The sequence below is a fragment of the Acinetobacter sp. YH12219 genome, assembly GCF_013417875.1.
GTDB classification, from domain to species: Bacteria; Pseudomonadota; Gammaproteobacteria; order Pseudomonadales; family Moraxellaceae; genus Acinetobacter; species Acinetobacter amyesii.
This window is the reverse complement of record NZ_VPDC01000004.1, coordinates 184640-210725: the sequence shown is the minus strand read 5'-3', so window position 1 is coordinate 210725 and position 26086 is coordinate 184640. Positions and strand designations below refer to the sequence as shown.

The following is a 26086-nucleotide window of genomic DNA, read 5'->3' as shown; positions in this document are numbered from 1 at the left end:
TGATGAAATACGGTATTCTGATGTGACAAAACCTGAATCCTTTATAGTTGAAGTCTTTGTTAGCACTTACATTTTAACTATTTTGGACTCAGGTTTTTTATTTAAGTCAAACTATGGGACAGCAGTGTGCTCACATACCTTTATTCAGCATTCTTATATTTATTGGATTGGAACACCAATCGCTTTAGCAAAAGCTTGCGGATCTTTCGGTGAAACCATGACAAATTTGGTTTTGCCATCTCGAAGATATTCAATTTTTAAACGTTTAATGGAAAGCGCAGGTGCCGCAGACAAATCCTGACTTGCACTGATGCGTTGGATATCCTGCAAAGGAATCTGCCAACGTAGAAACATGCTACGGATGTTTAATTCTGTAGCGGAAATTTGATAACGTGTATTGAATATTGGCCACCACAGCAGTAATACCGTTAAAATATACACCGCGGTATGAAGAGGATATTGCTGCATCGTGCCTTTGGCTTGCATGGTGAGTAATAATTGAATGAGTAAACCGCTCATACAAACAATAAACGCCACCACCCACCAATCTTTTTTTGAACGAAAAACTTGCATCTTATCTCCCATCAACTGCTTTTATTCTATACAAGATTTTGCAGGATGCATCTGCTATTTCAGCTTTATTTTTGCAGGAAATAAGCATACTTATCACATTATTTTCAAGAATATGGAGATCCATTTCGCTCAAGTTTCGCTAGTCATCTATTGTTATTTTTGGCGTTATTTACGCTCGGATCACGCTTCTTTCGACATAGGTTGTTCCTGCAAACGTTTATAATTCTTTTTCTCTCGATACATTTTAGCATCGGCTTGTTGTACCAAGCTCATGGCATCTACATAGCCTTGCTGATGGTCTGTTTGGCACAGCCCAATACTTAAACTTAAGCCTGCTTCCATTTCAGCCACCGCTTCTAATAAACGCGGGATAAAACTCGCTTCCACATGCTTTTCACTACATCCCGGCAAGACCAAACAAAATTCGTCTCCGCCATAACGGAAGCAATGATCATCTAAACGTGCAACCGACTTTATGGCCGCAGCAACCGTTTGTAGTACCTGATCTCCACGTGGATGACCTTGTTCATCATTGATCTTTTTAAAATCATTGATATCAATAAACACTACTGTTACGGGTTCATGATTACGCTGTGCGGTATATAAAATACTGGTCAATAAGGTCGATAAATGCCGGACATTTAAGAGTCCTGTTAATGGATCGCGCTGTGAAAGTTCTTCCATTTCTTGTGCACGAAACTCTAGCGCATGCGCATACTGTTCCATTTTTTCACGGGAGATCTTCACCTCATTAATCAAACTCCACACATAGGTTTCCACCACCAATGTAGTGTCGAACATAAAGAGCTTTTCCAAGGTGTTAATAATCCGCTGATATTGTTCCGTATCATTAAAGGTACGCTGAATTAAGCGAAACAACATGGTCTTTAGGGTATGCACCGCAGAGAGATACAACTTCGGCTCTACACCTATCCGCTTATGAACCAAACCAATCCGTAAACGGTTATTCACATACGCGCTGTCATAGCGCCCGGAAAATAAATCCAATAAATATTGATGCTGCGCGCGTTGCAAACGCTTCAAGGTATCAAGATCACCAATCAAAGTGGCAATTTCTGGAATTGAGGTCTGATTTTCATAAAATTCATCGACCATACTGTCGAGGATCGGCGCCACAATTCCACCAATCGAAGCCAGTTCCGCCAGCTCTAAATCAGTCAAGCCAAGCAACTGTTTACGTCGTTCTATATCTTGCATCGAAATATGCATTTGATGCATCAATGTTTGGTTGGTTGCTTTCATGAATCGGATCCCCTTCCCGCCAAATCAACCCCATCAGGCGTTTACACAGGGTTTCTATGCAGTAGGTCTTCATGCCTGCAGCAAAGCTTCCACCGTTTTCACCCTTGGGCTTTGGCTATCATTGATGATGACGATTTTTCTTTCAGCTCAACGGTTTTACATGGGCTTAGGCTCGAACGTCAACATCATATTCCTCGTATATTGGTTCACTTTTTCTGGCTTATTCTGGCTAATATTCTTTCTGCTTTTGGCTGATTTGCTCTGCATGATTATTTTTATTCTGCTTGCACGATAACTGATATTTTGCTGACTGTCAGCATAAAAAAACGCCCCTAAGGGCGCATTTTTTCAATATTTATTCCACTTTTAAAATAAATATGGACGTACAAAAATCAGGAAGAAAAGCCCCAACATCAGGGACATCTTTAAAAAGTAATACAGTGAACGATTGTTTTTTCAAGGCTTTGGCTTTTATGCGAATTTGATAGACATAGCCAACCACTGTATTTAAGCCACCTGTTTTATCACCACTTTTATTCTGTGAACTCGCAGCAGTCATGACATTGGTCATCATCAGTACGAAATGCTTTGATACCGCCTTTTACATAAAGCCTATGCTTCATCACAAATCATTTCCCCGTTTTCATCTCAGACTTTTAAAGCTTTAAAATTAAGCGTGGTACTTAATAACTGATGTTATGTGTGTAAAAGTAATTTCGCATTTTTAAAATGAATTTTAAGTTTATTCGACAGGGTCTTACATTTAGGGTTTGAATAAAGGGATTAGCCTTCGGCTGGAGGTACTCTTACGAAACGTTGTTTCTCATTTGGCAAAATGAGAAGCGTGCTTCGTAAGAAAACCTACTCGCGGATGGCGTTACCGTGTATCGTTTTTTATTTGCGTCAAATTGCACTTCTGATGTTACTGCGTAACATCAGTTAATAAGATGACATTTTTGAGAGTGCTTCGAATCTTACATCGTGCTCAGTGATGCTTAAATCAGCAGCATAGATCACTGTGTCTCATCAAAGATGGATAACCATGCCAAAAGTGAATTGACCATTCTGCCGAAAAATACACTTGCTTTTTTCTTGAATTTTTCTTTCGCATCTCAATCTATAGCTTACATTTATAAAAAAATGTGAACTGAAACATAAGCTTCAACATATTTAATTAGAGCGATAGCGATTAAAGGCAGATCCAAAGGCTATTTCCAAAAGAAATTTTGATGACCCTAGCGTCACGGCTTGATACAACTTGTTATGTTCTTTTTAGATATAGTTATCGTAAGATTAGCGAGGCATAAAGTGTACGCAGGAACCGCGTACTCGCTTCACAACATCAACTTAGAAGTCCTCCAAAATAAAGGAGATCAGGCATGATCCACGCTGGCAATGCCATTACCGTCCAAATGCTTTCGGACGGAATTGCAGAATTCCGCTTTGACTTACAAGGTGAGTCGGTCAACAAATTTAACCGCGCAACAATTGAAGATTTTAAAGCTGCAATTGACGCTGTTAAAGCAAACGGTGACATCAAAGGTTTAATCGTTACTTCAGGTAAATCTACATTTATCGTGGGTGCAGATATCACTGAATTCGGTGACAACTTCGCTCAAGGCGAACAAGCGATTGTGGATTGGGCATTGCCTGTTCACGACATCTTCAATGCGTTTGAAGATCTAAACGTTCCTAAAGTTGCTGCAATCAATGGTATGGCATTGGGCGGCGGTTTTGAAATGTGCTTAGTGTGTGACTATCGTGTGATGTCAGATGCTGCACAAGTTGGCCTTCCAGAAATCAAACTGGGTATCTACCCTGGTTTTGGTGGTACGGTTCGTTTAAGCCGCGTGATTGGTATCGACAATGCGGTTGAATGGATGGCAATGGCTGCACCGAAAAAGCCAGCTGCTGCGCTCAAAGACGGTGCTGTTGATGCAGTTGTTGCTGCAGACAAACTACAAGACGCTGCAATTGACCTTGTAAAACAAGCGATTGCTGGCCGTGTAGACTGGAAAGCAAAACGTCAAGAAAAATTAGATCCTGTTAAATTGAACATGCTTGAACAAATGATGGCATTCAATACAGCGAAAGGTGCAGTTCTTGCAAAAGCAAATCCTGCTCAATACCCAGCGCCAAAACTTCTTCTAGACTCATTACAAGCAGGTGCAAGCCTTCCACGTGATGAAGCATTGAAAATCGAAGCGCAAGGTTTTGCTAAAGCGGCTGTGACTCCACAAGCAGGTGCGTTAATTGGTTTATTCCTTAACGACCAAATTGTGAAGAAAACTTCGAAGAAATATGAAAAAGGTGCACACCCTGTCAACCAAGCAGCTGTATTAGGCGCGGGTATCATGGGTGGTGGTATTGCTTACCAAGCGGCAAGCAAAGGCACACCAATCATCATGAAAGACATTGGTAACCCACAACTTGCTTTAGGTATGAAAGAAGCTAATGGCTTACTGACCAAACAAGTTGAACGCAAGAAAATGAAACCTGCTCAAATGGGTGAAACTCTTGCGCGCATCCGTCCTACTTTAAGCTATGACGAATTCAAAGAAGTGGACATCGTGATTGAAGCAGTCACAGAGAACCCGAAAGTTAAGGGTATCGTACTGGCTGAAACTGAAAAAAATGTTCGTGACAATACGATCATTGCTTCGAACACGTCAACCATTTCAATCACACGTTTGGCTGAAAACCTACAACGTCCTGAAAACTTCGTAGGTATGCACTTCTTTAACCCAGTTCATATGATGCCATTGGTAGAAGTGATACGTGGTGAGAAAACATCTGCTGAGGCAATCGCAACGACTGTGGTTCTTGCTCAGAAAATGGGTAAAACACCAATCGTGGTAAATGACTGCCCGGGCTTCCTTGTAAACCGCGTATTGTTCCCTTACTTTGGTGCATTTGACCTTCTATTGAAAGACGGTGCTGACTTCCAACAAGTCGACAAAGTCATGGAAAAATTCGGCTGGCCAATGGGTCCAGCTTACCTCATCGACGTTGTGGGTATCGACACAGGCGTACACGGTGCAGAAGTGATGGCGGAAGGTTTCCCTGACCGTATGAAGCCTGACTTCAAAGGTTCAATTCAAACGATGTATGAAGCAAAACGTTTGGGTCAAAAGAATGACGTTGGTTTCTACAAATACGAACTTGACCGTAAAGGTAAGAAAGCCAAAGTGGTTGATCCAGTGGCTTACGAACTTGTGGCTTCTGTTGCAACTGCGGAAAAACGTGAATTTGATCCTCAAGAAATCATTGACCGTATGATGCTGACGTTCTGTAACGAAACTGTTCGTTGCCTAGAAGACAACATCGTAGCGACTGCTGCTGAAGCAGATATGGCGATGATCATGGGTGTAGGTTTCCCTCCATTCCGTGGTGGTCCATGCCGTTACATCGACCAAACAGGTGTCGCTGAATACGTAGCGCTTTGCGACAAATATGCGTATTTAGGTAAGGCTTATGAAGCGCCACAAATGTTGCGTGACATGGCTGCTAACAACAAAAAATTCTACGGTTAAGGAGCAACGTGAATGGCTACTTTAAATCCACGTGACGTTGTCATCGTTGATGGCGTACGTTCAGCAATGGGTAAAACCAAAAATGGTATGTTCCGTAACGTACGTGCTGACAGCTTATCTGCTGAATTAGTACGCGCGCTTGTTGCTCGTAACCAGTTTGATACCAATGAAGTTGAAGACGTTATCTGGGGCTGTGTAAACCAAACCCTAGAGCAAGGTATGAACATTGGTCGTAACATTGCATTGTTAGCAGACCTACCACGTACTGTTGCAGGTCAAACAGTGAACCGTCTTTGTGGTTCTTCTATGCAAGCAATCCACACAGCGGCTGCGCAAATTGCAACCAACCAAGGTGATATCTTCATCATTGGTGGTGTAGAACACATGGGTCACGTTGGCATGATGCACGGCATCGACATCAACCCTGAAGCGTCTAAGCACTATGCAAAAGCGTCTAACATGATGGGCTTAACGGCTGAAATGTTAGGTCGTATGAACGGTATTTCGCGTGAAGAACAAGATGCGTTTGGTGTTGAATCACACCGCCGTGCTTGGGCTGCAACACAAGAAGGCCGTTTCAAAAATGAAATCGTGGGCGTTGAAGGTCACGATGCAAATGGTTTCAAAATCCTGTGCGATATCGATGAAGTGATTCGTCCTGATGCAAACCTTGAAGCGTTCCAATCGTTACGTCCAGTATTCGACCCGAAAGGCGGTACGGTAACTGCTGCAACATCTTCAGCTTTGTCTGACGGTGCTTCTGCAATGTTGCTGATGTCTGCTGAACGTGCTCAAGCTTTAGGTCTTAAGCCACGTGCTGTGATTCGTTCTATGGCGGTTGCAGGCTGTGATGCTGCGATCATGGGTTATGGTCCTGTACCAGCAACTCAAAAAGCATTAAAACGTGCTGGCTTATCGATTGCTGATATTCAAACTTTTGAATTGAACGAAGCGTTCGCAGCACAAGGTTTGTCTGTTCTTAAAGGCTTAGGCATTTATGACCAACAAGACCGTGTGAACTTGAACGGTGGTGCAATTGCATTGGGTCACCCATTGGGTTGTTCTGGTGCGCGTATCACAACAACATTGTTGAACGTAATGGAACAGCAAGATACGCAAATCGGTCTTGCGACTATGTGTATCGGTTTGGGTCAAGGTATCGCGACCATTATCGAACGTGTTTAATTTTTAATTAAATACTGAGATAAAAGAAACCCCGTTTAGTGCGGGGTTTTTTATTTGTTAACTAAACTCGCATGAATAATACTAGAAGCCCCTTCTCCCTCTGGGGTGAGCAGCATGCACCACAAGAGGATGAGGGGAAATTTTTCATATAAATCCTATCCCTGAGCGGTATTCTGCGCAAGTCTCCTTAAAAGGAGAGGGAAATTTCATAGTGCAATAAATTTTGTTCAAAAATCTTCAACAAAAAACCGTGCTAAACAAACCGTAAAAACGCCTCAGCATATTTTTAAAGTTAATACGTTAATTCTCGATTTTCAGCGATTTTTGAATTATGGTAAGGCCTGAACCAAAACTTAAATATGCATAATAATGATAAATAAACGACTTCACTACCTCTTAAAGATGAGCTGCCTAAGCACTTTTATTTTTCTTACAGCTTGCGTTACAAATAATCAAATCGGTGAACTCTCCCGTGATCTGTTTCAAAAATACGAAACAAAATATGCATGGAGAACAATCCTTGAAGATGATGTGATCGCATTTGGCAAACCCGCTAAAGCAATACCCAATGAACCAATCGATAGCATCGTAGTCGCAGGCAATAAATACAGCTATGTGATTAATAAAGGCGGTGCTGATTTTATTCAACTGATTAGCCAACTCAATCCACAATATATTCGTCTCCATCGAGAACTTGACTTTAATTCTCCGAGCCCGAACAGCACTAAATTTAGCGGAAGCTTTAAATTTTATTATGCGCCTCCCAATGGAACACTAAGTCCTACGGAAAGGGCATTATTCAACCAATATGGCGTAGCACCATGTGATTGTTCAAAGGCAGAACAGCAAGATCATCTCTTTAACTTAGAAATTGCAGGTACGGTTTACCCAAAAGTTGCGAATGCCGCAGATTTAAAGCCCTTAAGCCATCCCTATAAGATCCGTATCCAGCATTACGAAGACCAAAGTGGCTATGTCAAAAAGTCAGGGCAGGAAAAATTGGCAGAATTACCACTATTGCCTTTAACACTCACAATCGACATCATTCAATTGCCTTTAAAAGCTTTAGGCTTTATTTATCAGCCTTAAATCAGAGTATGATCATATTCAATTGGTTGAATTTTCTAAGTACACATACACCCTGACTAGCTCAAAAATGGTTCCCTTTTTCCAATTTAAGTAAAGTAAGTGTTGAGTTGATCACCAATCCTTCAACTCAACATCCTACAATTCTTGGCTTAAATTTTCTGCGCCAACAAAGTCGCAAAATGCTGTTGAATCCGCTGCCCTTCAGCATCCACCCGATGCAGCTCACCGACATTTTCATTGTATTTCACAATATTCCAGCCTTCATACAACGCACTTAACTCTCCTGCTTTAAAGCTAAATGGAAAGTCAGGCTGCGCAGGTAAATCAGGTGTATCCATAGCGCAAACTATCAGGTTATAGCCATTTACACTTGTCGCTTGCTGCATCTGCTGAATCAGTGGCTTCACTGTCTTGGCCTCTAAAAACATCATCACCACGGTACAGCAAATAAAATCATATTTCCCCGTAATGCTTTGGTCTGCATTTAAATCACGCTGCTGTACATGAATATTTTCAATACCTTCCGCAGCGATCACCTCTTGCAGCTTGTGCAAACTGTGTGGATTGACATCCCATGCATCCACCTCAAAGCGCTGCTCAGACAGCTGACTTAAGTACAGCGAATTACGCCCCTGCCCACAGCCGACATCCAAAGCACGACCACCTTGCAAATATGGTGTTGCTGCCAAAATTTCTGAATGTGTTGGACTGAGTTGATACTTCTTATAAAAATAGTCCTGTGCTAAGCAATAAAAACTCAACTGACATTGCACATCGTCACTCGCAGACACAATCTTGTGCCACGCCTGCGGTTCGATAAACGGCGGTGGCTGATCTGGGCTAAATACATGCGTGGAAAGGATATTTCCAGACGCATCTAACATGGCAAAGTTCACTTCACCTTGCAGTACGGTGAGTTTTGCCCAAGTGCCTGCTTTGGTATTGTGCTGTTGTTTAAAACCTTGTGGAATCGACTGCTGCGTCCACACAGGGAGCTGTTTATAACAAATAAGCTGCTGCATCTGATGTTATCCCTCATGCGACTTTATTTTTATGCCATACCAATGGCGGAAATGTATATTCACCATAACGGCTTTAATAGTGATTTTAAATCAGCTTTAAATTGAAAATTTCGAATGCTGTGCAATGCACGCTATTTTTGTTTGTTTTTCTGCGTAACACCATGTTATCCGTTTGTAACATTAGTGGAATATTCACACAATCAAATCCCTCACTCTGTGCCGTGTAACCTAAGCGCTGTTGATAAGGCATAAAATTTACAATGCCTTATTTTAACTAAGTTTTATAGAGTGATGACTATGAACGCGATCAAAACTACTTTAGCTGTTGCTTTAGTTGCTGCTACAACTTCTGCTATGGCAACTACTGCTGTAGAACAAAAACCTGCGACTGCTGTTGAAGCTGTAAAAGCTCAAGCTGCACAAGCGAAAACTGCAACTGTAGCTGCTGCTCAAGCAACTAAAGATGCTGCTAAAACTCAAGTGGCTGTTGCAGAAAAAGCGACTCAAACTAAAACTTTAACAGTGAAAGAAACCACTAAAGCAAAAACTGCTGACATGAAAAAAGCAGTTGTAGAAAAAGCAGCAGCAACTAAAGAAACTGCAGTTGCAGCAAAAGATGCAACTGTAGCAAAAACTGTAGCGGCTAAAGACGCTGTTGTTGCGAACACTGTTGCAGCAAAAGACGCGACTGTAGCAAAAACTGTAGCAACTAAAGATGCTGTCGTTGCAAAAACTGTTGAAGCAAAAGATGCAGCTGTAGAAAAAGCAACTGATGCAAAAGAAGCTGTTGAAACTAAAACTGAAGAAGTAAAAGCTGAAGCGAAAAAAGACTGCGCTAAAAAATGTGCAGAGAAAAAAGCTGAAGCAGCTAAAGCTGAGAAAAAAGGTTTCTTTTCTTGGTTCAAAAAAGCAGCTTAATCGTTGATTAAATGCAAAAAAAAGATGCCTTCACGGCATCTTTTTTTTGCCCATTTAGACTGCAATACTGCTTTCTGACAACGGAATAATCTTTTGATAAACAAACTGATTTTTCCCTTGTGATTTCGCCTGATATAGGCAGGCATCGACATGTTGTAAAGTCGTGGAGTAATTGGACAAACTCAACTGTTGAAACTCGGCCAAGCCCATACTAAAGCTGACATCTAGCCTTAATTGATCTTTTCGAAACGGCACATGTTCGCAGCGTTCCAAAATTGTTTCACACAACATTTTACCCTGCTCCAAATCGGCACCTTCGAGCAAAATTAAAAATTCTTCACCGCCCCAACGACTAATAAAACTCGCGCGTGGACTACAATTTTTTAAGATTTTTGCCAAATGCACCAAAACACTGTCCCCCATTTGGTGTCCATATTGGTCATTAATTTTTTTAAAATTATCGACATCGAGCAAAATGACACAGCCTTTATCAACCGCACCCTCTATAAATATTTGTTCTTTAAAGGCATGGCGATTTTTCAGTCCCGTCAACTCATCGCAAAAACTTACACGTTGCAAAGCCAAATATAGACGTTTATTTCGTGCATACAGCTCACAAATAAACAGAAAAATGATCAAATAAATACCCAATGCCAAACGATAAGAACTGATCCGCGAGAGCATATGTACCTGTGCATCCGACCAATATTCCCCAGCCAATGGCATGGCACCATACCAGCCACAGATCAGCGTCATTAAGCCAATCAGCCAGCAAAAGGTTTTGAAGTCATATTTGATCGCGTAGTAACACATCAATAAAGGCAAGACCATGCAAGCATAGAAGATCTGATGGCCAGTGCCACGATCAGATAGCCATAATCCACCCACGGCACATTCATCCAGCGCTGAACACCAAACAGTAAACACACCACAGCCAAACTTGTTGCAAATTGCTCTAGAAAATAATCAACAAAGGCAAAGTATTGGTTGTCCATCTGAAAGCACGCCACAAACAAGAGACTGCCTGCAAAAGCACTCACGATACTCGGAACAGCTAACATTAGGGTTCGCTTAAAGCGGCGTTTTTTTAAATGGCTCAGCGCTAAATAGGCTTTAATAAATACCCAAATCTGAAATGCCGAAATCGCACACAGGAGAAATTTATCTTCTAAGATTTTGGCAGGATCGACCATCAGCGAAGCCACAAAGATCGCACTAAAAGCATAGAGCACGATCAGTAAATCGTGGCTTAAATGCTTCCGCATTAAAATCATGCCATAGGCAGCAAATGCATTTACCACCCAAACAGGGCTAATGAATAATTCATAGGTATAGCCTATCGACACCAATGAAACCGCACATATGGCAAGCCATAGCAGTATTAATTTTTTCATACGCTAAAAAAATCATCTCTAAAGATGGCGATAAACCTTTCATTCAAAGCCAATCGGTCTAAGGTTAGAATGTTTGCAAGTTCAATACAGCTCAGCTTCTTATGAGTTATGGGCTGCTGGCTAAAAATTTATGTTTAAATTTTCGGCGTATTTTAAGTGATTTAAGTCACACTATTGGTTGATAGTTGTATTAAATTTGCAAATCCAATGCCTCAGGACAATTTTAGGGCTCACGTTTTCTGCGCCATTCATACTAGCTCAGACCACGCTCCCCCCAATTAAGTTCGCTAGCAACAAAAAAAGCCATCCGCTAAAGGATGGCTTTGAATTGCATAACATATCTCGAAGCTGTGCTGAATAATTTGAATGAAAAGGACTTATTTTAATATTTGTAATTGTTCCATCAACCAAGCCATGTATTTATCTTGATCCATAAAGTCAGGCGCCATCCCTGTATCCAAACTATAAAATTGTTGATTAAATTCAATCACAATCTGTTCAGTCAAATGCCAATCTTCAATCATACGAAAATACTGACTGAAGAAAAAACGGTTCTTGCCCCAATTGTTTAAACTTTCCAAACGTGGATATTGGCGGTTCGCGATGAAGTCGATATAGACCTGCTGAATATCATCAAAAATCTGAATAGCTCGCATGAGCATGGACCTCTATATGATGTAAAACCCTGCTAAAAGCCACTTTATCGCGCAAATTTGAAAGAGTGATGACAGTCAGTTAAAGCTTTTGTTTCAACTCTGAACGGTTCTTTTGGCGGATCTCATCCATTTGCGCATTGAGCGCTAACATCTCTGTATAAAGCTGATTAAACTGCTTTAAAGGCGCATCTTCATAGAACATAAATAATTTATTTTTCTTTTCCCATTTATTGGCTTTCAGCACAGCAAAGATCTCATCAGCCTTCGCCAAGCTTTGCTTTTCTAACTCAAATAAAGCATGCGACTCATCACTATCACGACTGTCTCTTAAACTCTGCGCAATTTGCTGACGAAACACCTGTTTGACCGCCAACTGTTTGGCCTGCGCTAAACCATTTTCCTCTTGCTGTGTGGTTTTTTGTTCATAAGCATCGACCACTGCATGCACCTGCTGCAGCATTTGCTCAGTCTCTTGATATTGGTTTTTTTTATCTTTTAATAAGCGATCGATATCGAGAAATTTATCCCAATTCAGTGCTTTAAGATCACGAATATATTGATTCCGCGCTTCTGCACGCTGCACCATTTGGCTCAAAATAAAATCCGCCATGATCTTATAATCACCCGTTAATCGTGCATCTGTTACATTGAGTTGTATCGGTTCTTCCCAGTGCTGAGCTTGCTGAAAGATTTGCTCAGTTTTTTCACGTAAAACCGTTTCATAGGTCGAGAGTTGGGCAGCTTCTTTTTGCTGCACTGAATATTGATAAAACATCCAACCAAACACCAATACCGTGGCACTGGCCAAGACAACAAAGATACGCGGCATAATGAGCTCCGGACCCTCTTTTATTCAGTTTAACGAAAAGTTTGAAGATTGACGATAAAATAGCCATGTTTTTTAGCGATGCTATTTAACTTCATCAATGTAGAAAGACCTAAATTACGCATGCCATCAAAACGAAAATTCATGGATAAAGCATGAATTTTCGCCTTCAATGTACTGTAGAGATGTATTCGATTATGGGGTCTTAATCGGATTGGTATTTAACTGACGGTCGATGTTTCCGAGATTGATTTGATCACGGCTGATTTGCACATTGGTCGCATTACGGTCAATCCCAAAGGGTTGCAACATAATATATAAACCATTGCGTGGGTCAGAAGACTGCAAACCTGCGGCAATATTTAAAACATGCTGTTGCATCAAAGGCGATAAATTCGACATATCTGGCACTGCTGTGGCAGGTAAGATATCAATATTTGACACGATTGTTGCATCGACACCTTTGTTTTGAGTATCACGCTCAAGTTGCATCACCCGTTGCTGTAAGGCTTTACGGCGATCCACCTGCTCTTGATACTCAACAATGCCCGTCTCTGCACGCATTTCACGCTCTGCCATAATGGTTAAAGCAGGCATCTGAATAGCTTGTTGTTCGGTTTCATCAGCTTTTGTAGTGGCTTTTTCCGCAGCCAATGTACTCATAGCCGTCATTGCTGCACTAACAAAAACCAAAACGGAAACAGATTTAGGGAGATTCATCATGTTCATTCCGAGAGATTTAAAAATAGAAAATTGAAAAAATTTACACTGCTATTATTGTACAACAATTAATCAATTTACCAGATTTAACCCCGACAAACGGCAAGAGAGCACAGCTTATTTAAACCTCACGTTGCTCATTCTAGACTTGAGATATCATCCTTTACCTATCTGCATTGCCGCTGCTTTTTCTCTTTTATACGGTCCCGATTCTTAACAGTACAGGAAATGACAAAGCAAACTCTTGCTGCGGATGTCGGCTAAAGAAATCCTGCAAAGCTGCACATGGTTGAAGTGTCGGATGCCGCTGTTGATAGTGTTTAAGCCCAGACCACGTTTGCAAATAGTCCAAAATTTGCTGTGCACTCCACCTGTAATTTAAAAACAGCTGAGGGACTGCTAACTCCTGAAATGGAAACGGAATACTACGATATTCTTCGTCGATGTAACGACGTTCAGCATCCCAATAGCCTTTTAACGTGACAAAATACAGATCCTGTAAGAGTTGGCTTAATTCCGCGTGTTCAAATTGAATTAGACCATAGCCCACAATGGCGATGTGACCTTGAGGTTTTAATACGCGTCGTACTTCTGCATAAAAGGCAGTAAAATCAAACCAATGAATCGCTTGCGCGACTGTAATTAAATCCGCTGAATGGTCTGCAAGCGGACAATGTTCGGCGCTGGCTTGCTCATAACGCACATTGTCTAAATTGGGTGCTTGTGCCAATTGCTCTGCACTCAGATCTGTCGCTAAAATCTGTTGAAAATAGGGCGCCAAACCTTTGGTAAATTGACCTGAACCTGCACCACAGTCCCATGCCAATTCACGCACGGCAACATGCTGCAAAATGCTATCAACGACTTCAGCAGAATAACTTGGACGTGCTTGTTGATACAGCACACTCCCTGTAGAGAAAAGGTCTTTCATTGTAGAAATTCATTGGTTATTTTTTATCAGTTTAATCGAATTTTAGGGGTAGGAACTAGCACTTAAGTCATAGCTTCAGCGATAAAATTTGAGCTTCAAAATATTTACTCAATCACATGCTGTATATAAAAACTGGTCTGCGCAATCGGGCTTAATTGATCATTCATTTGATAATATTTCACATCATAATGACCAGTTTTCCATCCAGTCATAGGATAGAAACTCACCCAGTTTTGTTGCTGTTGCTCACTAACTTTGCGTGGTGTAAAGAGCAGCACTTCACCGCTATCACGATGCGTCAAACGCACCATGACTTGCATATTGTTTGGAACTTTACCCATGGTATCAAAATGTGCATACAACGGCTGTGTGACATAGATTTCACGAGGTAAAACTTGATCTACATCTGTCTGTGATTGATCTGTCACATACGCTTGCCCTGCCAATCGCTGATGCGGATCATTTTTGGCTTGTAGAAATTCGTCTAACATCTGCTGCGCAAATTGTTGCTTATTTTGAATCCCTGCAAAACTGTAATTGGGAAATGCCTGCTGTAAATATCGCCCCAATTGTTGATCTGAAGTCTGCTGAATAATGCTCTGTAGCTGACGATGTTGGCTTTTGCGTTGTTGCTGTATATCTTTAGAATGAGGTTGATCCGAGGCATCTTGATCTAAAGCCAAGAGTGCCACAGGATTACTCGTCGCCAAAGTTACAAGCGAGTGTTCAGGTGGCGACGACGTCAAGCTTGGTTGGTCATTCCACGATGCCGCAATATAGCCCAGTGCAAAACAAAGCAGTCCAAGCATCGGATATTGAAGTCGCTTCAACTGTCACTCCACGAATCTATGTTCATTTGATTAAAGCCTACAGCGGAGCACTTCTGTGCCGACAATATATTCACCAGAGCTCATCGTCGTACCCGTGTTAATCACCTGATTTAAGCTAAAGTTAGATCCAACTTTTAATTTAAGCAGACCATTATCACATGCTGCAGTTATTCTGCTGCCCGATTTCATATTGGATACACAGCCCGTTTTGGTCACGGCAAAAATTGTTTGCCCTGCGGAAATACTGGTGCTGCATGATGCTGTGATTATTTTATCGAGCGATGATTCACAAGAAGAACAATTGCCATTATCACAAAGCGCTGCTGCATTTTCACTTTTACATTCATAGGTCACACCATTTTGAATAATGGTTTTAGAATAGGAAGAATCGACATTACTACCGCCCCCGCCACCACATGCGCTCAGCAAGGCAATCATGCCGATCAAAACAGGAAATAATATTTTTTTCATAACCTTAACCCTTATTTTTTAATAATTTTCTTATAGCAATTGGGCCCATCATCTGGCATCGATTGTAGCAGTTAAACTGTGCGAAATATCAACACCTGAAAAACAGCAGACGAAAAAAAACCTCAAACAATCGTTTGAGGTTTTTCTAATATGGTGGCGAGACCCAGGATCGAACTGGGGACACACGGATTTTCAATCCGTTGCTCTACCTACTGAGCTATCACGCCGATGCGGTGTATTAAGCCGCATCTCAGTTAATTAGTCAATCATATTTATAAAAATATTTTTCGTATGCATATTTTTTAGGCAAAAAAAATCCCTGATGGGATCAGGGATTGATAAACTGAAAAATCAGTTTTGAATATGGTGGCGAGACCCAGGATCGAACTGGGGACACACGGATTTTCAATCCGTTGCTCTACCTACTGAGCTATCACGCCGATGGGGCGTATTAAACAATTTCAGTCTCATGGCGTCAAGCATCCGTTGCGCTTTTTTGTGCAAATGTTTATTTTTAAATCAATATTTCACACTATTTGCTTATTTTTTGAGTGATTTCAAATTTCCACAGCTGAAATTACAGTGACGAAACTGTATTTATCCAACAAAAAAGCAGCTCAATGGCTGCTTTATTATTGGAGGGCAGGTTATTCAGCCGCAGTAATTTTTCCAATGTGTGCCAAACAGCGGTGGATCGCGCCACAACCTGGTTCAAAAGTTTTCACCCCTTTTTCTTCTTCCATACGGGTGGTCTCACTGACCAAGCGCTCTGCAACACCACGCCCACGATTTGCAGGGTGTACCACAATATATTCAAGGGTTTTGCTTTCACCTTGGCCTGTACACCAAATCGCACCAATCAATTTTGTATTAAATTCTGCAGTATAAACTAAGGTATACTGAGCTAAGTTCTGCTCAAGTTGTTCAATCGCATCGGAACCGTCGCTAAACTCAGGGCTGGTGTCATACAGTCGCTCAAGCTGGCTACGCACTTCATCATTTTCTAAAGAAGTATAGGCATGTACGGTAATAGGCATTGATAAACCCTCCTGAGCAATCTAATATGCGGTGACTTTTCGTCACAGCGAAAATATTTTTACATCAATCATTTTGACGTATTTGAGGAACGTGTCTATGACAGATCGTATCAGTGAAGTGGTAAGAAACACCAACGAAACCAAAATTCGAGTTCGTGTGAATCTTGATGGTACTGGTCAAGGCACTTTAAACACTGGTGTTCCATTTTTAGATCATATGATTGATCAAATCAAGCGACATGGTCTGTTTGATATTGATATTCATTGTGATGGCGATCTTGAAATTGACGATCATCATACCGTAGAAGACTGTGGGATTACACTGGGCCAAGCCTTTGCTCAAGCACTGGGCAATAAAAAAGGCTTACGTCGCTACGGTCACTTCTATGCGCCGCTCGATGAATCACTGAGTCGTGTTGTGGTGGATTTATCTGGCCGTCCGGGTCTTTGGATGGATATTCCATTCACTCGCGCGCGCATCGGGACTTTTGATGTGGATCTTTTCTCTGAATTTTTCCAAGGTTTTGTGAACCATGCGTTAATGACGCTGCACATCGACAACCTAAAAGGTAAAAACAGCCACCACCAAATTGAAAGCGTATTTAAAGCCTTTGCCCGTGCATTACGTATGGCGTGTGAAGTTGACCCGCGTGCCGAAAATACTGTTGCGTCTACCAAAGGAACATTGTAATGACCCGTATTGCCCTTCTTGACTATGGCATGGGAAATCTTCACTCAGCAGCAAAAGCCCTCGAACACGTGGGTGCAACTGTTGATGTCACCAATGATCCTAAGCTGATTGCACAAGCAGATAAAATTGTGTTCCCCGGTGTGGGAGCAATGCGTGACTGTATGCAAGGCATGCATGATGCAGGCATTGATGATGTGGTCCGTAAAGCGACATTTAATAAACCTGTGCTTGCGATCTGTGTCGGCATGCAAGCTTTAATGCAGCATTCCGAAGAAAATGGCGGTGCAGATGCATTGGGTATTTTTGAAGGTTCGGTTAAACACTTCCCTGACATAGAGGGATTAAAAGTGCCGCACATGGGCTGGAACCAAGTGCATCAGGCAGACCCTAGCCATCCGATGTGGAAAAACATTGAGCAAGATGCACGTTTCTATTTCGTACATAGCTTCTATGTAGAGCCGCAAGATTCAAGCATTGTCGCTGCTACCTGTGACTATGGTTTGGAATTTTGTACCGCAATTCACAAGGAAAACTTGTTTGCGACACAATTTCACCCAGAAAAAAGTCATACAGCCGGTCTGCAATTGCTGAAAAACTTTGTGGAATGGGATATTTAAAATTCCTTCACCGCAAAAAAGCCCGCTCCTTGCGGGCTTTTTTGTACTGTTTATTTTTCATCCTTTTATTTTCTACATATTCATTTTAGAATTTGCCTACTTATAAAAATACCAAAGCCTAGGAATAATAATGAATACCTTCACATCTGACTCACCGACCCAAGCCAGTGGTCGCTTTAGCCGTCGCGCTTATCTTGCATGGAATCTACTGCTCGGCATTATTTTTACGCTAATTGCTGTTGTGGTCGGCCTGCTCATACCCGGTGCGCAAAATGCGCTGACTGAGGGTGCTATGTCAACGCCACTCATGATTATTTTCTTTATCATGTATGCCATCGTCATTTATTACAGCGTCATTTTCTTAATCCGTCGTTTACATGACCGAGACCATTCAGGATGGCTTGCACTGCTGATCTTAGTTCCTGTAGTGAATATATTGTTTGCGCTCTATGTGTTATTTGCACCGGGTAATAGCGGTAGTAATAGCTTTGGACAACCACGCCCGACCAAAGGCTGGGAAACAGTGCTGGCTGTTTTGTATATCGTGGTGTTTATAGTCGGGATACTTGCTGCGATCATGATTCCGTCTTACCAAAACTATGTGATCCGCTCTCAACAAACCACGATTCAACAACAATAATGATAAATCATTAGATGCCGCCGAGATCGTCCTAAACAGCAATACATCTACTCAAACAAGCTCACACAAGTGGGCTTTTTTTGTACTTTACCTTTATAATCAACGCGCTTTTTTGGTACAGGATCAAATCCTGTACTTTTTCACATTTTTATGTCGTTTTTAGCTCAATTTTTTGCGGCTAAAAATGAATGATAACAATACTTTTTACGATAATTTAAGATCATTTAATATGAATAATTCACCCAATATTAACTCTGGCTGGAACCGTGACGGTCGCTTTAATCGCATGTCATTTATCGGTTGGAATGTCTTCTATGGCCTCATGCTAAGCATACTGATGCTGCTGATTGTCAGCATGATGCCCAATACTCTCAATGCCCTAATAGCTCACGCTGAAAATCCAATGACGCAAGTGATTGGATTTATCCTAAATGTTTTAATGCTGATCCCTTTGATGATTTTTTCAGTGCGTCGTTTGCATGACTTTAATCTCTCAGGCTGGTTTGCACTCTTAGAGCTGATTCCGTTGCTCAATATCGTCATGTGCATTGCGCTGATGCTCATCCCCGGGTCTGCAAATGCCAATCAATATGGTGAGCCACGTGCATCCAAAACATGGGAGGTGGTTCTCGCCTTTCTCTTTATCGGTTTATTCTTACTGATCTTGGTAAATGTATTATTTACTGCGCGTTTTCTATTTTAAGTCGTCACTGACTTTAAGCCTATTGGTCACTGTCTTTAAGTCCTCTCATCACTGTCATAGCAACGCGCTATGACAGGCAGGTGAGTCGAAGGCTCATGCTCAACGCCGCATCTCGGTATTTGCATTTCCCTACTAAACGCTCTAGGCTGCAACAACAAGCCTTTGAATTAAATCACAATGACTGATGCTCTACCGACACCTATTTTGCCAACAAAAGAACAGATTAAAAATTTTCCATTGTTCCAAAATTTAGTGCCAGAGCAGATCCATGTCATTCACAATGCAGAACAATGCCAACACTGGGCCGATGAATTGCAGACGACTGCCTTATTCGGTTTCGACTCTGAATCTAAGCCGACTTTTCGTAAAGGTGAGGTCTCTACCGGTCCACATTTAATCCAACTTGCGACGGCGCAACAGGCGTGGTTGTTTCAAATGAACGAATGCACTTGGGATTTTTTAAGACCAATCTTGAGTAATCGGGATCAAATTAAAGTAGGTTTTGGCTTAAAAAATGATGCGCATTTATTTCGTAAAAAAGGCATCGAACTGAATAGTGTCTTGGAACTCTCCAAGTGCTTTGCTTCTTTTGGCTTAACCCAACCCGTCGGTTTAAAAAATGCCATGGCACTGCTTTTTCGTGTGAATTTTCCAAAATCTAAATCGGTCAGCACCTCCAATTGGGCCAAAAAGCGCATAAGTCCGGAGCAAATTCGTTATGCCGCTGCCGATGCTTATGCCCCTGTTTTGGTCTTTGAAGAATTATTACAACGTGGCTTATTACCTAAAACCATTCCCAATACCTCCCTCAAACTAAGAATTCGTCCGCACATGAAATTATAAACCCTTAATTATTTTAATGATTTAAATTATATTCAGCGATGTAACCGCTCTGTAACTGGATATTGCCCCAATCTATGGCATGACCAAGTGCAAAGGTCGGCTGAAGAGTGCCAATGAATTTGCAGTTTATTTGCGCTAAAGATTTGAACAGTACCTTATTGCCTTAAAAATAGTCACTGCACAGTCTAAAAAAATAAAATCGCACCTTTTAAGTACATTTATATCTTTGATTTAACTCATTTTAATTACATTAATACACATTTATATTTTTATTCGACTAAGGTTTTGATCTCTCTAGATTTTCTAGCAGAATTACATGATTTATCTCATTCTTTCTATGCTTTCATAATTTATTTTCATCTATCTCCTTTTGCTAAAACAAATCTGCCAAATACATAACACATCATAATCTAAAAGCTTGGAGAACCTGACATGTTGAACTTATTTACAGGAAAAATCAGCGGTGTACTCAGCCTGACTTTACAAGGAATCAGTAAAGCGGTTGGACTGGTTTTAAATACTGTTTTTGGATACTGTAGACAGCGTATTAGAGACCGTAAGTAGCTTAACAGCGCCCTTAACGGATGCACTCACTGAGTTTCCACTCATTGGGGGAGACATCGAAAAAGTACTCGCGGTTGAAAATCAGTTGGTTGGTACGTTACTTCAATCCGTAAACAGCGATTTATTACAAACAACCGCTTATGTTTAATGACTAAAAACGCTAATACACAGCGCAATTGTTGTAACCAAGAATAAAATCCAATCCTCTATTTGCACTAGCCTGACACTTGTCAGGCTTTTTTAATTCATCAATTCTGATATTAGCATTTAGTGAATAGCCGTTTATTTGATAAGATTAGGCACAAATTCATTCTTAATTTGATTGAGCAAGGAGCGAAAGCATGCTGATCATCCCTGCAATTGACCTGAAAGATGGCAAATGTGTCCGTTTAAAACAAGGTCGTATGGAAGACGATACCGTATTTTCTGACGATCCAGTGGCAACTGCACAGCATTGGGTAAATGAAGGCGCGCGTCGCTTACATTTGGTAGATTTAAACGGTGCTTTCGCTGGTACACCGATTCATAAGCCTGTGGTTGAAGCGATTGCTAAAGCACAGCCTGAATTGCCAATTCAAATTGGTGGTGGTATCCGCTCACTTGAAACCATTGAACATTACCTTGATGCAGGCGTATCGTTTGTCATCATTGGTACAAAAGCAGTGAAAGAGCCTGAATTTGTTGAAGAAGCGTGCAAAAAATTTGCAGGCCATATCATTGTCGGTATCGATGCCATGAACGGCATGGTGGCAACAGATGGTTGGGCAAATGTCACAGACGTGAAAGCTACTGATTTGGCAAAACGCTTTGCAGATGCTGGCGTATCAAGCATTGTCTACACCGACATCGCACGTGATGGCATGATGCAAGGTGTGAACGTTGAACAAACCGTTAACCTTGCAACGTATTCAGGCTTACCTGTTATTGCATCGGGTGGCGTGACCAACCTTGACGACGTGCGTAACTTAAAAGGCCAACCGGGCATTTTAGGTGCGATTACCGGTCGTGCAATTTATGAAGGCACATTGAACCTTCGTGAAGCTCAATTACTGCTTGATCAACAAAGCTTGTAATTTACCCGAGCAGAAAAGAGGTCTTCGGGCCTCTTTTTTTATTTCTCCTCTTTGAACATTCAAATACACATGCCAACCGTCCAATCTGCTTGGAAAGCCAAGTTTCCGCAGCTCGCACTCATCCTGATTACCATGATTTGGGGCGCCAGTTTTATCACCGTGCAATACGGTTTAAATTTTAGCAGTCCAGTGCTGTTTGTCGGTCTACGTTTTGCCGCAGCTACACTGGCTGTGAGTCTGTTATCGCTCAAATATCTTAGACATTTTTCTCAATACGATGTCATTGCGGGCGCAAGTATTGGCGCGGTGATTGCAATCGGCTATGCGACGCAAACAGTCGGCTTACAAAGCATCAGCAGCAGTGAATCGGCTTTTTTAACAGCGCTGTATGTACCGCTGGTTCCGATTTTTATGTGGCTGTGTTTTCGGCATAAACCACATGTGATGACATGGCTGGGTGTAAGTTTGGCTTTTGTCGGTTTGGTCTTTTTAACGGGTAATGGTTTTGGCGCTATTCAGCTCAATTTTGGACAAATCATTACGCTGCTCGGTTCGATTGCCATTGCCTTTGAAATTATCTTGATCAGCTATTTTGCGCCCCGCGTCAATCTGCGCAGAGTGACGGTTCTACAGTTGGCATTTGCCTCTCTGTTCTGTTTTTGCTTTGCCCCACTGGTGGGTGAAACCACTTTGCCAAAATTTGAATGGCCATTAATCGCTGTACTCTGCGGATTGGGGCTTGCCAGCGCCGTGATTCAACTGGTGATGAACTGGGCGCAGCGCATGGTTGATCCTGCACAGGCAGCAATCATCTATGCAGGTGAACCGGTTTGGGCCGCGATCATTGGGCGACTTGCTGGTGAACGCTTAACACCGCTCGCCCTTATTGGCGGGCTTTGCGTGGTTCTCGGTGTGATTGTGAGTGAATGGCGGCCGAAATTCTTAAAGAAAAATAAAGACAAAATTACAGAAGAAATGCCTTAACACGCAAAAGCGCCCTCAATAATGAGGGCGCTTTTAAGCGATATCCTTCATAAAAAAGACTTAAATTTAGAAGGACACCATCTTGCCCGGATTGACCATTGCCCCCAGCCCATAAGCGGTTTTCGCCATTGGAATCACCATTGGTGCAAGTGCGCGACCAAACAAAATGTCCTGATGCTGAATACTGGTGAGCATTTTAAAGTCATCGGCATTGCCACAAAAATCATCGGCAATGGCTTTGCCTATACGCACGGTTTGCGCCACGCCATGACCGCTCCAGCCTTGTACCGCATAAATCGGATATTTCCCATCGGACTTACGGCTATCGGCTGCGCCATTCATGGTTAAATCTGTGGTGCCACTCCAAACAAAGTCCAGCTCAACCTGTGTCAATTGCGGGAACACATGCTTGATTCGGCTCAGTAAATAATCATGGGTTTTTTCAGGCGTCCAGCAAGAGCCCGTCCCTTCACCGCCAAATAGCAAACGGTTTTTAGATACACCGCGATAATAATCAATTTGAAACTGCGTATCGTACACAGGCGCATCACTCGGCAGAATTTCAGCAAGATCGAGCTCTAAGGGCGCTGTGGTACACACATAAGTATAAAATGGAATGGTGGTTTGATTATGGCTTTGCAGCAGTTTAAATGAGGCATGATGGACCCCAATCACGGCGCTCTTACGTGCTTTAATCACACCGCCAGTGGTTGTCACGTAAATCCCATCTTCACGCTCATCCACCGACAGCACTTCGGTTTGCTCATAGATTTTGCCACCTTGTTGACTAAAACCATAAGCAAGGCCACGGTTTAATGCCAAGGGATGAATATGCCCGCCGAGAGTATCGAGTAAACCGCCATAATAATTTTCCGATTTCACATGCTCAAACAACTCGTGCTTGCCCATAATCTGGGTATGGTCTTCACCCAAATATTTACGCGCATCTGCACCTTCAGTTAAACCCACCAAATGCCCTGGGTGTACGGCTGCGGTAATGTGCTGATGTTTGCGTTGTAGATCTAAATCATAGTTCTGCGCAATTTGGTCAATTAAAGACATGGCCTCAGTCGAAGTGAAGTGCCATAAACGTTTAGCATCCTCATAACTAAAGTGTTCAATCATTTCCCCCGCTTCCCAACGCGCCAACCCAGGAGTTAGCTGTCCACCATTACGCCCCGATGCAGCACTGCCAATACGGTTTTTTTCCACCAGCACCGTGTCCACACCCTGTTCCGCCAAATGCAGTGCCGTAGATGTGCCCAACAAGCCGCCGCCGATCACCACCACATCACACTCAACATCCGCATTAAGGGCATCAAAAGCCTGCCATTCTTGCAGTGAGCTTTCATAATAATTGGCTGGAAAATCAAAACTGCCGCGAGCAGGATTGACCCAGTTCCACTCCTTACCGCTTTGCACATTTACACTGTTTTTATATTCAACATCGTCTACAAATTTTGGCTTTGTATTCATTTTTTTACATTCCTATTTATCAATTCAATTCTGTTTGATCGCTATAGAGGCTTCAGCCTCTTAATACGCATTGCCAATCACAATATTTTGTTTTCTTAACTTTTTATAAGCGAACAATACGACGCCCACTGCCAGCCAAATACCTCCGCAAACCAAGGCGTTGTGTTCTAGGCTCACCCAAAGGCACATAATCGCTGCCACTGAAAGTAGCGGCAGCAGCATGTTCAGGCAGATATTTTTAAGACCATGACGTTGACCATCACGTACATAAAACTTCATAAACACGGAGAAGTTCACGGCGGTAAAGGCAATGAGGGCACCAAAGCTAATCATGCTCACCACTGTAGCTAAATCTAAACGAATGGCTGCCAATGAAATCAGACCGATCAGCAATACTGCATATAAAGGTGTGCCTAACTTGCTATGCACTTGACCAAATGTGCCTTTATGAAAAATGCCGTCTCGTCCCATAATATGAATTAGGCGTGATGCGCTGGCATGCGTGGCAAGCCCAGAAGCAAATGTATTCATAATTTGGGCGCATAAAAATACTGATTGAAATAGCGCCCCACCCACGTACAGGACGATCTCAGGGAGCGCTTCATCTGGGTTGTTAAAACGGACATTGGTTGGAAAATACAATTGCACAAACCAGGATGCTGTAATAAAAATCACACCGCCCGTAAGCGTGGTTAGGATAACCGCTCGAGGAATTGTGCGTTTCGGGTCTTTGGTTTCATGTGACATGGTCGTCACCGCATCAAAACCTAAGAAGCTAAAGCACAGGATTGAAGCCCCTGCGATAAGTGGCAAAATTGACGTATCACCATTAAATAGCGGCGCGAGCGTCAAGACATGCGCATAACCTTGCTCACTCCCTATACCTTTAATAACGAGATAGATAAAAAAGCCCATCAGCAGTACAGGCGCACAGACAAAGATCATGCTTAAATTGGCCAAAATATTGATACGGAAGCAGTTGATGAGCGTGACTAAGCTAGTAAACAAAATCACCCATGCCCAGTACGGCACGCTTGGAATCACTGCTTCTAAATAAATACTTGCCAAAAGCGCATTGACCAATGGCAGCATGATGTAATCCAGTAAAGAACACCAACCGACAAAAAAGCCAGTTTGAGGCCCGCAAGATTCTGCAGTGTAGGTATAAGCAGAACCCGGTTTATCCGAATGCTTACTAAAACGCGCATAACTAAATGCGGTGAGGAGCATGGCAAATAAAGCCAAAATATAGGCCAGCGGCACACGGCCATCTGTAATACCGGACACAATGCCAAAAGTATCAAACACAACCATTGGCGTCATATATGCGACACCAATAATCACCACTTGCCATAAAGACATTTTTTTTAAAACAGACGCTGAAGTTTCCATGCACGTCACCTGAACTATATTTATTTGCGTTACAGGTTCTTTTGCAATCAACATGCCATATAATATTCATTCATTATTTTAATGATGATTCAAAAAATGCCAAAGTATGATTTAGAAACTAGAAAATTAGCCATTCTGATGTATAAAAAAACTGATTACAAAGTGGCTGTTTGCAAAGAGTTTAACATCTCTCGAGTCACCTTGGATGCTTGGATTCGCCTGGAGGAAGAGACCGGAAGTTTGCTCCCAAAAGCCGCAAGAAACCGTGGTGCACCGGGCCACATTCGCGACTGGAATGAATTTCAAGTGTTTGTAAAAAATACAAAATTTAAAAATATAAGTGATCTGGTTCCATTATTTGAACAGCGATTTAGCTATCCTGTTTCGTATGCGGTATTGGTACGCGCAATACACGTTTTAGGTATGCGCCGTCGCCGTGGTCGATTCTATAGCTAATACCTAAACTGCTGTAATGTTAAATAAAAATTCAGAAAATAATTTAAATAAATAACTATACATTAATGTATAGTTATTTTAGTAAAAACGTAAATTTATATTATTAAGAATGTAAAATAATAAAAATAAATATGTAACTTAATAAAATTAAATAAGCAAAGTTATTTTATTAAAAATGTAAGTTATAATTCTTAAAAAT

The 26086-nt window shown here is 41.8% G+C and carries 28 protein-coding genes, 2 tRNA genes and 1 pseudogene; 14 read left to right on the top strand and 17 right to left on the bottom strand.

All coding sequences use genetic code 11. The features are described from left to right. Window positions 1-159: 159 nt before the first annotated feature. Together FTV04_RS04435 and FTV04_RS04430 are read right to left on the bottom strand one after the other, a co-directional pair. Window positions 160-573, bottom strand: coding sequence for a PH domain-containing protein (locus FTV04_RS04435; RefSeq protein ID WP_168379012.1), 414 nt, complete (start codon window positions 571-573; stop codon window positions 160-162). Between the two features lie 180 nt (window positions 574-753). Next, window positions 754-1836, bottom strand: a complete 1083-nt coding sequence (locus tag FTV04_RS04430) for a diguanylate cyclase domain-containing protein (protein ID WP_180088808.1) — start codon at window positions 1834-1836, stop codon at window positions 754-756. Between FTV04_RS04430 and FTV04_RS04425 the strand changes: the two genes are divergently transcribed. Next, window positions 1835-2131 (top strand): hypothetical protein, encoded by a 297-nt coding sequence (locus tag FTV04_RS04425; protein WP_180088806.1) that lies wholly within the window; start codon window positions 1835-1837, stop codon window positions 2129-2131. The genes FTV04_RS04430 and FTV04_RS04425 overlap by 2 nt on opposite strands. 71 nt (window positions 2132-2202) lie before the next feature. On the opposite strand, the pseudogene FTV04_RS04420 reads toward FTV04_RS04425, so the two are convergent. Continuing rightward, window positions 2203-2401 (bottom strand): annotated as a pseudogene (locus FTV04_RS04420) (lipid A hydroxylase LpxO); the annotation flags it as partial. 814 nt (window positions 2402-3215) lie between these two features. Between FTV04_RS04420 and fadB the strand changes: the two are divergent. The 3 genes from fadB (at window position 3216) to FTV04_RS04405 (ending at window position 7643) form a co-directional block, all read left to right on the top strand. Beyond that, the gene (gene fadB, locus FTV04_RS04415) at window positions 3216-5369 is read left to right on the top strand and encodes a fatty acid oxidation complex subunit alpha FadB (protein WP_180088804.1); all 2154 of its coding nucleotides are present in this window, start codon (window positions 3216-3218) and stop codon (window positions 5367-5369) included. A 12-nt stretch (window positions 5370-5381) separates the two neighbouring features. Then, window positions 5382-6554: an acetyl-CoA C-acyltransferase FadA gene (gene fadA / locus FTV04_RS04410; protein WP_168379008.1), complete on the top strand. Its 1173-nt coding sequence runs from the start codon at window positions 5382-5384 to the stop codon at window positions 6552-6554. A 369-nt stretch (window positions 6555-6923) separates the two neighbouring features. Beyond that, a complete protein-coding gene (locus FTV04_RS04405) occupies window positions 6924-7643 on the top strand; it encodes a hypothetical protein (protein ID WP_168379007.1) in 720 nt (239 codons plus the stop codon). Window positions 7644-7792: 149 nt separating this feature from the next. Here FTV04_RS04405 and tehB read toward each other — a convergent pair whose 3' ends face one another. Continuing rightward, the gene (gene tehB, locus FTV04_RS04400) at window positions 7793-8665 is read right to left on the bottom strand and encodes an SAM-dependent methyltransferase TehB (RefSeq protein WP_180062998.1); all 873 of its coding nucleotides are present in this window, start codon (window positions 8663-8665) and stop codon (window positions 7793-7795) included. A gap of 297 nt (window positions 8666-8962) precedes the next feature. Here tehB and FTV04_RS04395 point away from each other — a divergent pair, with 297 nt between their 5' ends. Beyond that, complete coding sequence (locus FTV04_RS04395; protein ID WP_180010565.1) at window positions 8963-9583, top strand: hypothetical protein; 621 nt, start codon at window positions 8963-8965, stop codon at window positions 9581-9583. A gap of 54 nt (window positions 9584-9637) precedes the next feature. Here FTV04_RS04395 and FTV04_RS04390 read toward each other — a convergent pair whose 3' ends face one another. The 11 genes from FTV04_RS04390 to FTV04_RS04340 all read right to left on the bottom strand — a co-directional run bounded on the left by FTV04_RS04390 (window position 9638) and on the right by FTV04_RS04340 (window position 16448). Continuing rightward, a complete protein-coding gene (locus FTV04_RS04390; RefSeq protein WP_180088802.1) occupies window positions 9638-10510 on the bottom strand; it encodes a GGDEF domain-containing protein in 873 nt (290 codons plus the stop codon). After that, window positions 10396-10977, bottom strand: a complete 582-nt coding sequence (locus FTV04_RS04385) for a hypothetical protein (RefSeq protein ID WP_180088800.1) — start codon at window positions 10975-10977, stop codon at window positions 10396-10398. The genes FTV04_RS04390 and FTV04_RS04385 overlap by 115 nt, the downstream gene beginning before the upstream one ends. Before the next feature lie 377 nt (window positions 10978-11354). Beyond that, complete coding sequence (locus FTV04_RS04380; protein ID WP_180009286.1) at window positions 11355-11633, bottom strand: hypothetical protein; 279 nt, start codon at window positions 11631-11633, stop codon at window positions 11355-11357. 79 nt (window positions 11634-11712) lie between these two features. Further along, the gene (locus FTV04_RS04375; protein WP_168379002.1) at window positions 11713-12462 is read right to left on the bottom strand and encodes a hypothetical protein; all 750 of its coding nucleotides are present in this window, start codon (window positions 12460-12462) and stop codon (window positions 11713-11715) included. Between the two features lie 192 nt (window positions 12463-12654). Next, window positions 12655-13182 carry a hypothetical protein gene (locus tag FTV04_RS04370; RefSeq protein WP_257220960.1) on the bottom strand — a complete coding sequence of 176 codons (528 nt, stop codon included), beginning with the start codon at window positions 13180-13182 and terminating at the stop codon, window positions 12655-12657. Between the two features lie 193 nt (window positions 13183-13375). Next, window positions 13376-14110 carry a class I SAM-dependent methyltransferase gene (locus tag FTV04_RS04365; protein WP_180009282.1) on the bottom strand — a complete coding sequence of 245 codons (735 nt, stop codon included), beginning with the start codon at window positions 14108-14110 and terminating at the stop codon, window positions 13376-13378. 104 nt (window positions 14111-14214) lie between these two features. Further along, the gene (locus tag FTV04_RS04360) at window positions 14215-14940 is read right to left on the bottom strand and encodes a hypothetical protein (protein ID WP_257220959.1); all 726 of its coding nucleotides are present in this window, start codon (window positions 14938-14940) and stop codon (window positions 14215-14217) included. A gap of 30 nt (window positions 14941-14970) precedes the next feature. After that, complete coding sequence (locus FTV04_RS04355) at window positions 14971-15411, bottom strand: hypothetical protein (protein ID WP_180009280.1); 441 nt, start codon at window positions 15409-15411, stop codon at window positions 14971-14973. Between the two features lie 151 nt (window positions 15412-15562). Next, a tRNA-Phe gene (locus tag FTV04_RS04350) sits at window positions 15563-15638 on the bottom strand. Between the two features lie 137 nt (window positions 15639-15775). Further along, window positions 15776-15851 (bottom strand) — tRNA-Phe (locus FTV04_RS04345). Between the two features lie 207 nt (window positions 15852-16058). Next, entirely contained in the window at window positions 16059-16448 is a 390-nt protein-coding gene (locus FTV04_RS04340) for a GNAT family N-acetyltransferase (protein ID WP_180002798.1), read from the bottom strand. 97 nt (window positions 16449-16545) lie between these two features. On the opposite strand from FTV04_RS04340, the gene hisB reads away from it, so the two are divergent. The 8 genes from hisB to FTV04_RS04305 all read left to right on the top strand — a co-directional run bounded on the left by hisB (window position 16546) and on the right by FTV04_RS04305 (window position 22563). Further along, window positions 16546-17139 (top strand): imidazoleglycerol-phosphate dehydratase HisB, encoded by a 594-nt coding sequence (hisB, locus tag FTV04_RS04335; RefSeq protein WP_078190487.1) that lies wholly within the window; start codon window positions 16546-16548, stop codon window positions 17137-17139. Continuing rightward, window positions 17139-17756: an imidazole glycerol phosphate synthase subunit HisH gene (gene hisH, locus FTV04_RS04330; RefSeq protein ID WP_180088798.1), complete on the top strand. Its 618-nt coding sequence runs from the start codon at window positions 17139-17141 to the stop codon at window positions 17754-17756. The genes hisB and hisH overlap by 1 nt, the downstream gene beginning before the upstream one ends. Before the next feature lie 130 nt (window positions 17757-17886). Next, complete coding sequence (locus FTV04_RS04325; RefSeq protein ID WP_180009276.1) at window positions 17887-18396, top strand: DUF805 domain-containing protein; 510 nt, start codon at window positions 17887-17889, stop codon at window positions 18394-18396. 229 nt (window positions 18397-18625) lie between these two features. Further along, on the top strand, window positions 18626-19099 hold the full coding sequence (locus tag FTV04_RS04320) for a DUF805 domain-containing protein (RefSeq protein ID WP_180009274.1): 474 nt from the start codon (window positions 18626-18628) through the stop codon (window positions 19097-19099). Window positions 19100-19276: 177 nt separating this feature from the next. Continuing rightward, a complete protein-coding gene (locus FTV04_RS04315; RefSeq protein ID WP_180009272.1) occupies window positions 19277-19942 on the top strand; it encodes a 3'-5' exonuclease in 666 nt (221 codons plus the stop codon). Between the two features lie 432 nt (window positions 19943-20374). Then, entirely contained in the window at window positions 20375-20506 is a 132-nt protein-coding gene (locus tag FTV04_RS16765; protein WP_257220958.1) for a hypothetical protein, read from the top strand. A 341-nt stretch (window positions 20507-20847) separates the two neighbouring features. Further along, window positions 20848-21579, top strand: a complete 732-nt coding sequence (gene hisA, locus FTV04_RS04310) for a 1-(5-phosphoribosyl)-5-[(5-phosphoribosylamino)methylideneamino]imidazole-4-carboxamide isomerase (RefSeq protein WP_078190493.1) — start codon at window positions 20848-20850, stop codon at window positions 21577-21579. Window positions 21580-21648: 69 nt separating this feature from the next. After that, complete coding sequence (locus FTV04_RS04305; protein ID WP_180050682.1) at window positions 21649-22563, top strand: DMT family transporter; 915 nt, start codon at window positions 21649-21651, stop codon at window positions 22561-22563. 66 nt (window positions 22564-22629) lie between these two features. On the opposite strand, the gene FTV04_RS04300 is transcribed toward FTV04_RS04305, so the two are convergent. Both FTV04_RS04300 and FTV04_RS04295 read right to left on the bottom strand, forming a co-directional pair. Continuing rightward, on the bottom strand, window positions 22630-24039 hold the full coding sequence (locus tag FTV04_RS04300; protein ID WP_180088796.1) for an FAD-binding oxidoreductase: 1410 nt from the start codon (window positions 24037-24039) through the stop codon (window positions 22630-22632). A gap of 60 nt (window positions 24040-24099) precedes the next feature. Continuing rightward, entirely contained in the window at window positions 24100-25431 is a 1332-nt protein-coding gene (locus FTV04_RS04295; protein WP_180050676.1) for an APC family permease, read from the bottom strand. A gap of 96 nt (window positions 25432-25527) precedes the next feature. Between FTV04_RS04295 and FTV04_RS04290 the strand changes: the two genes are divergently transcribed. Further along, on the top strand, window positions 25528-25887 hold the full coding sequence (locus tag FTV04_RS04290; RefSeq protein ID WP_180088820.1) for a helix-turn-helix domain-containing protein: 360 nt from the start codon (window positions 25528-25530) through the stop codon (window positions 25885-25887). Window positions 25888-26086 lie beyond the last annotated feature (199 nt).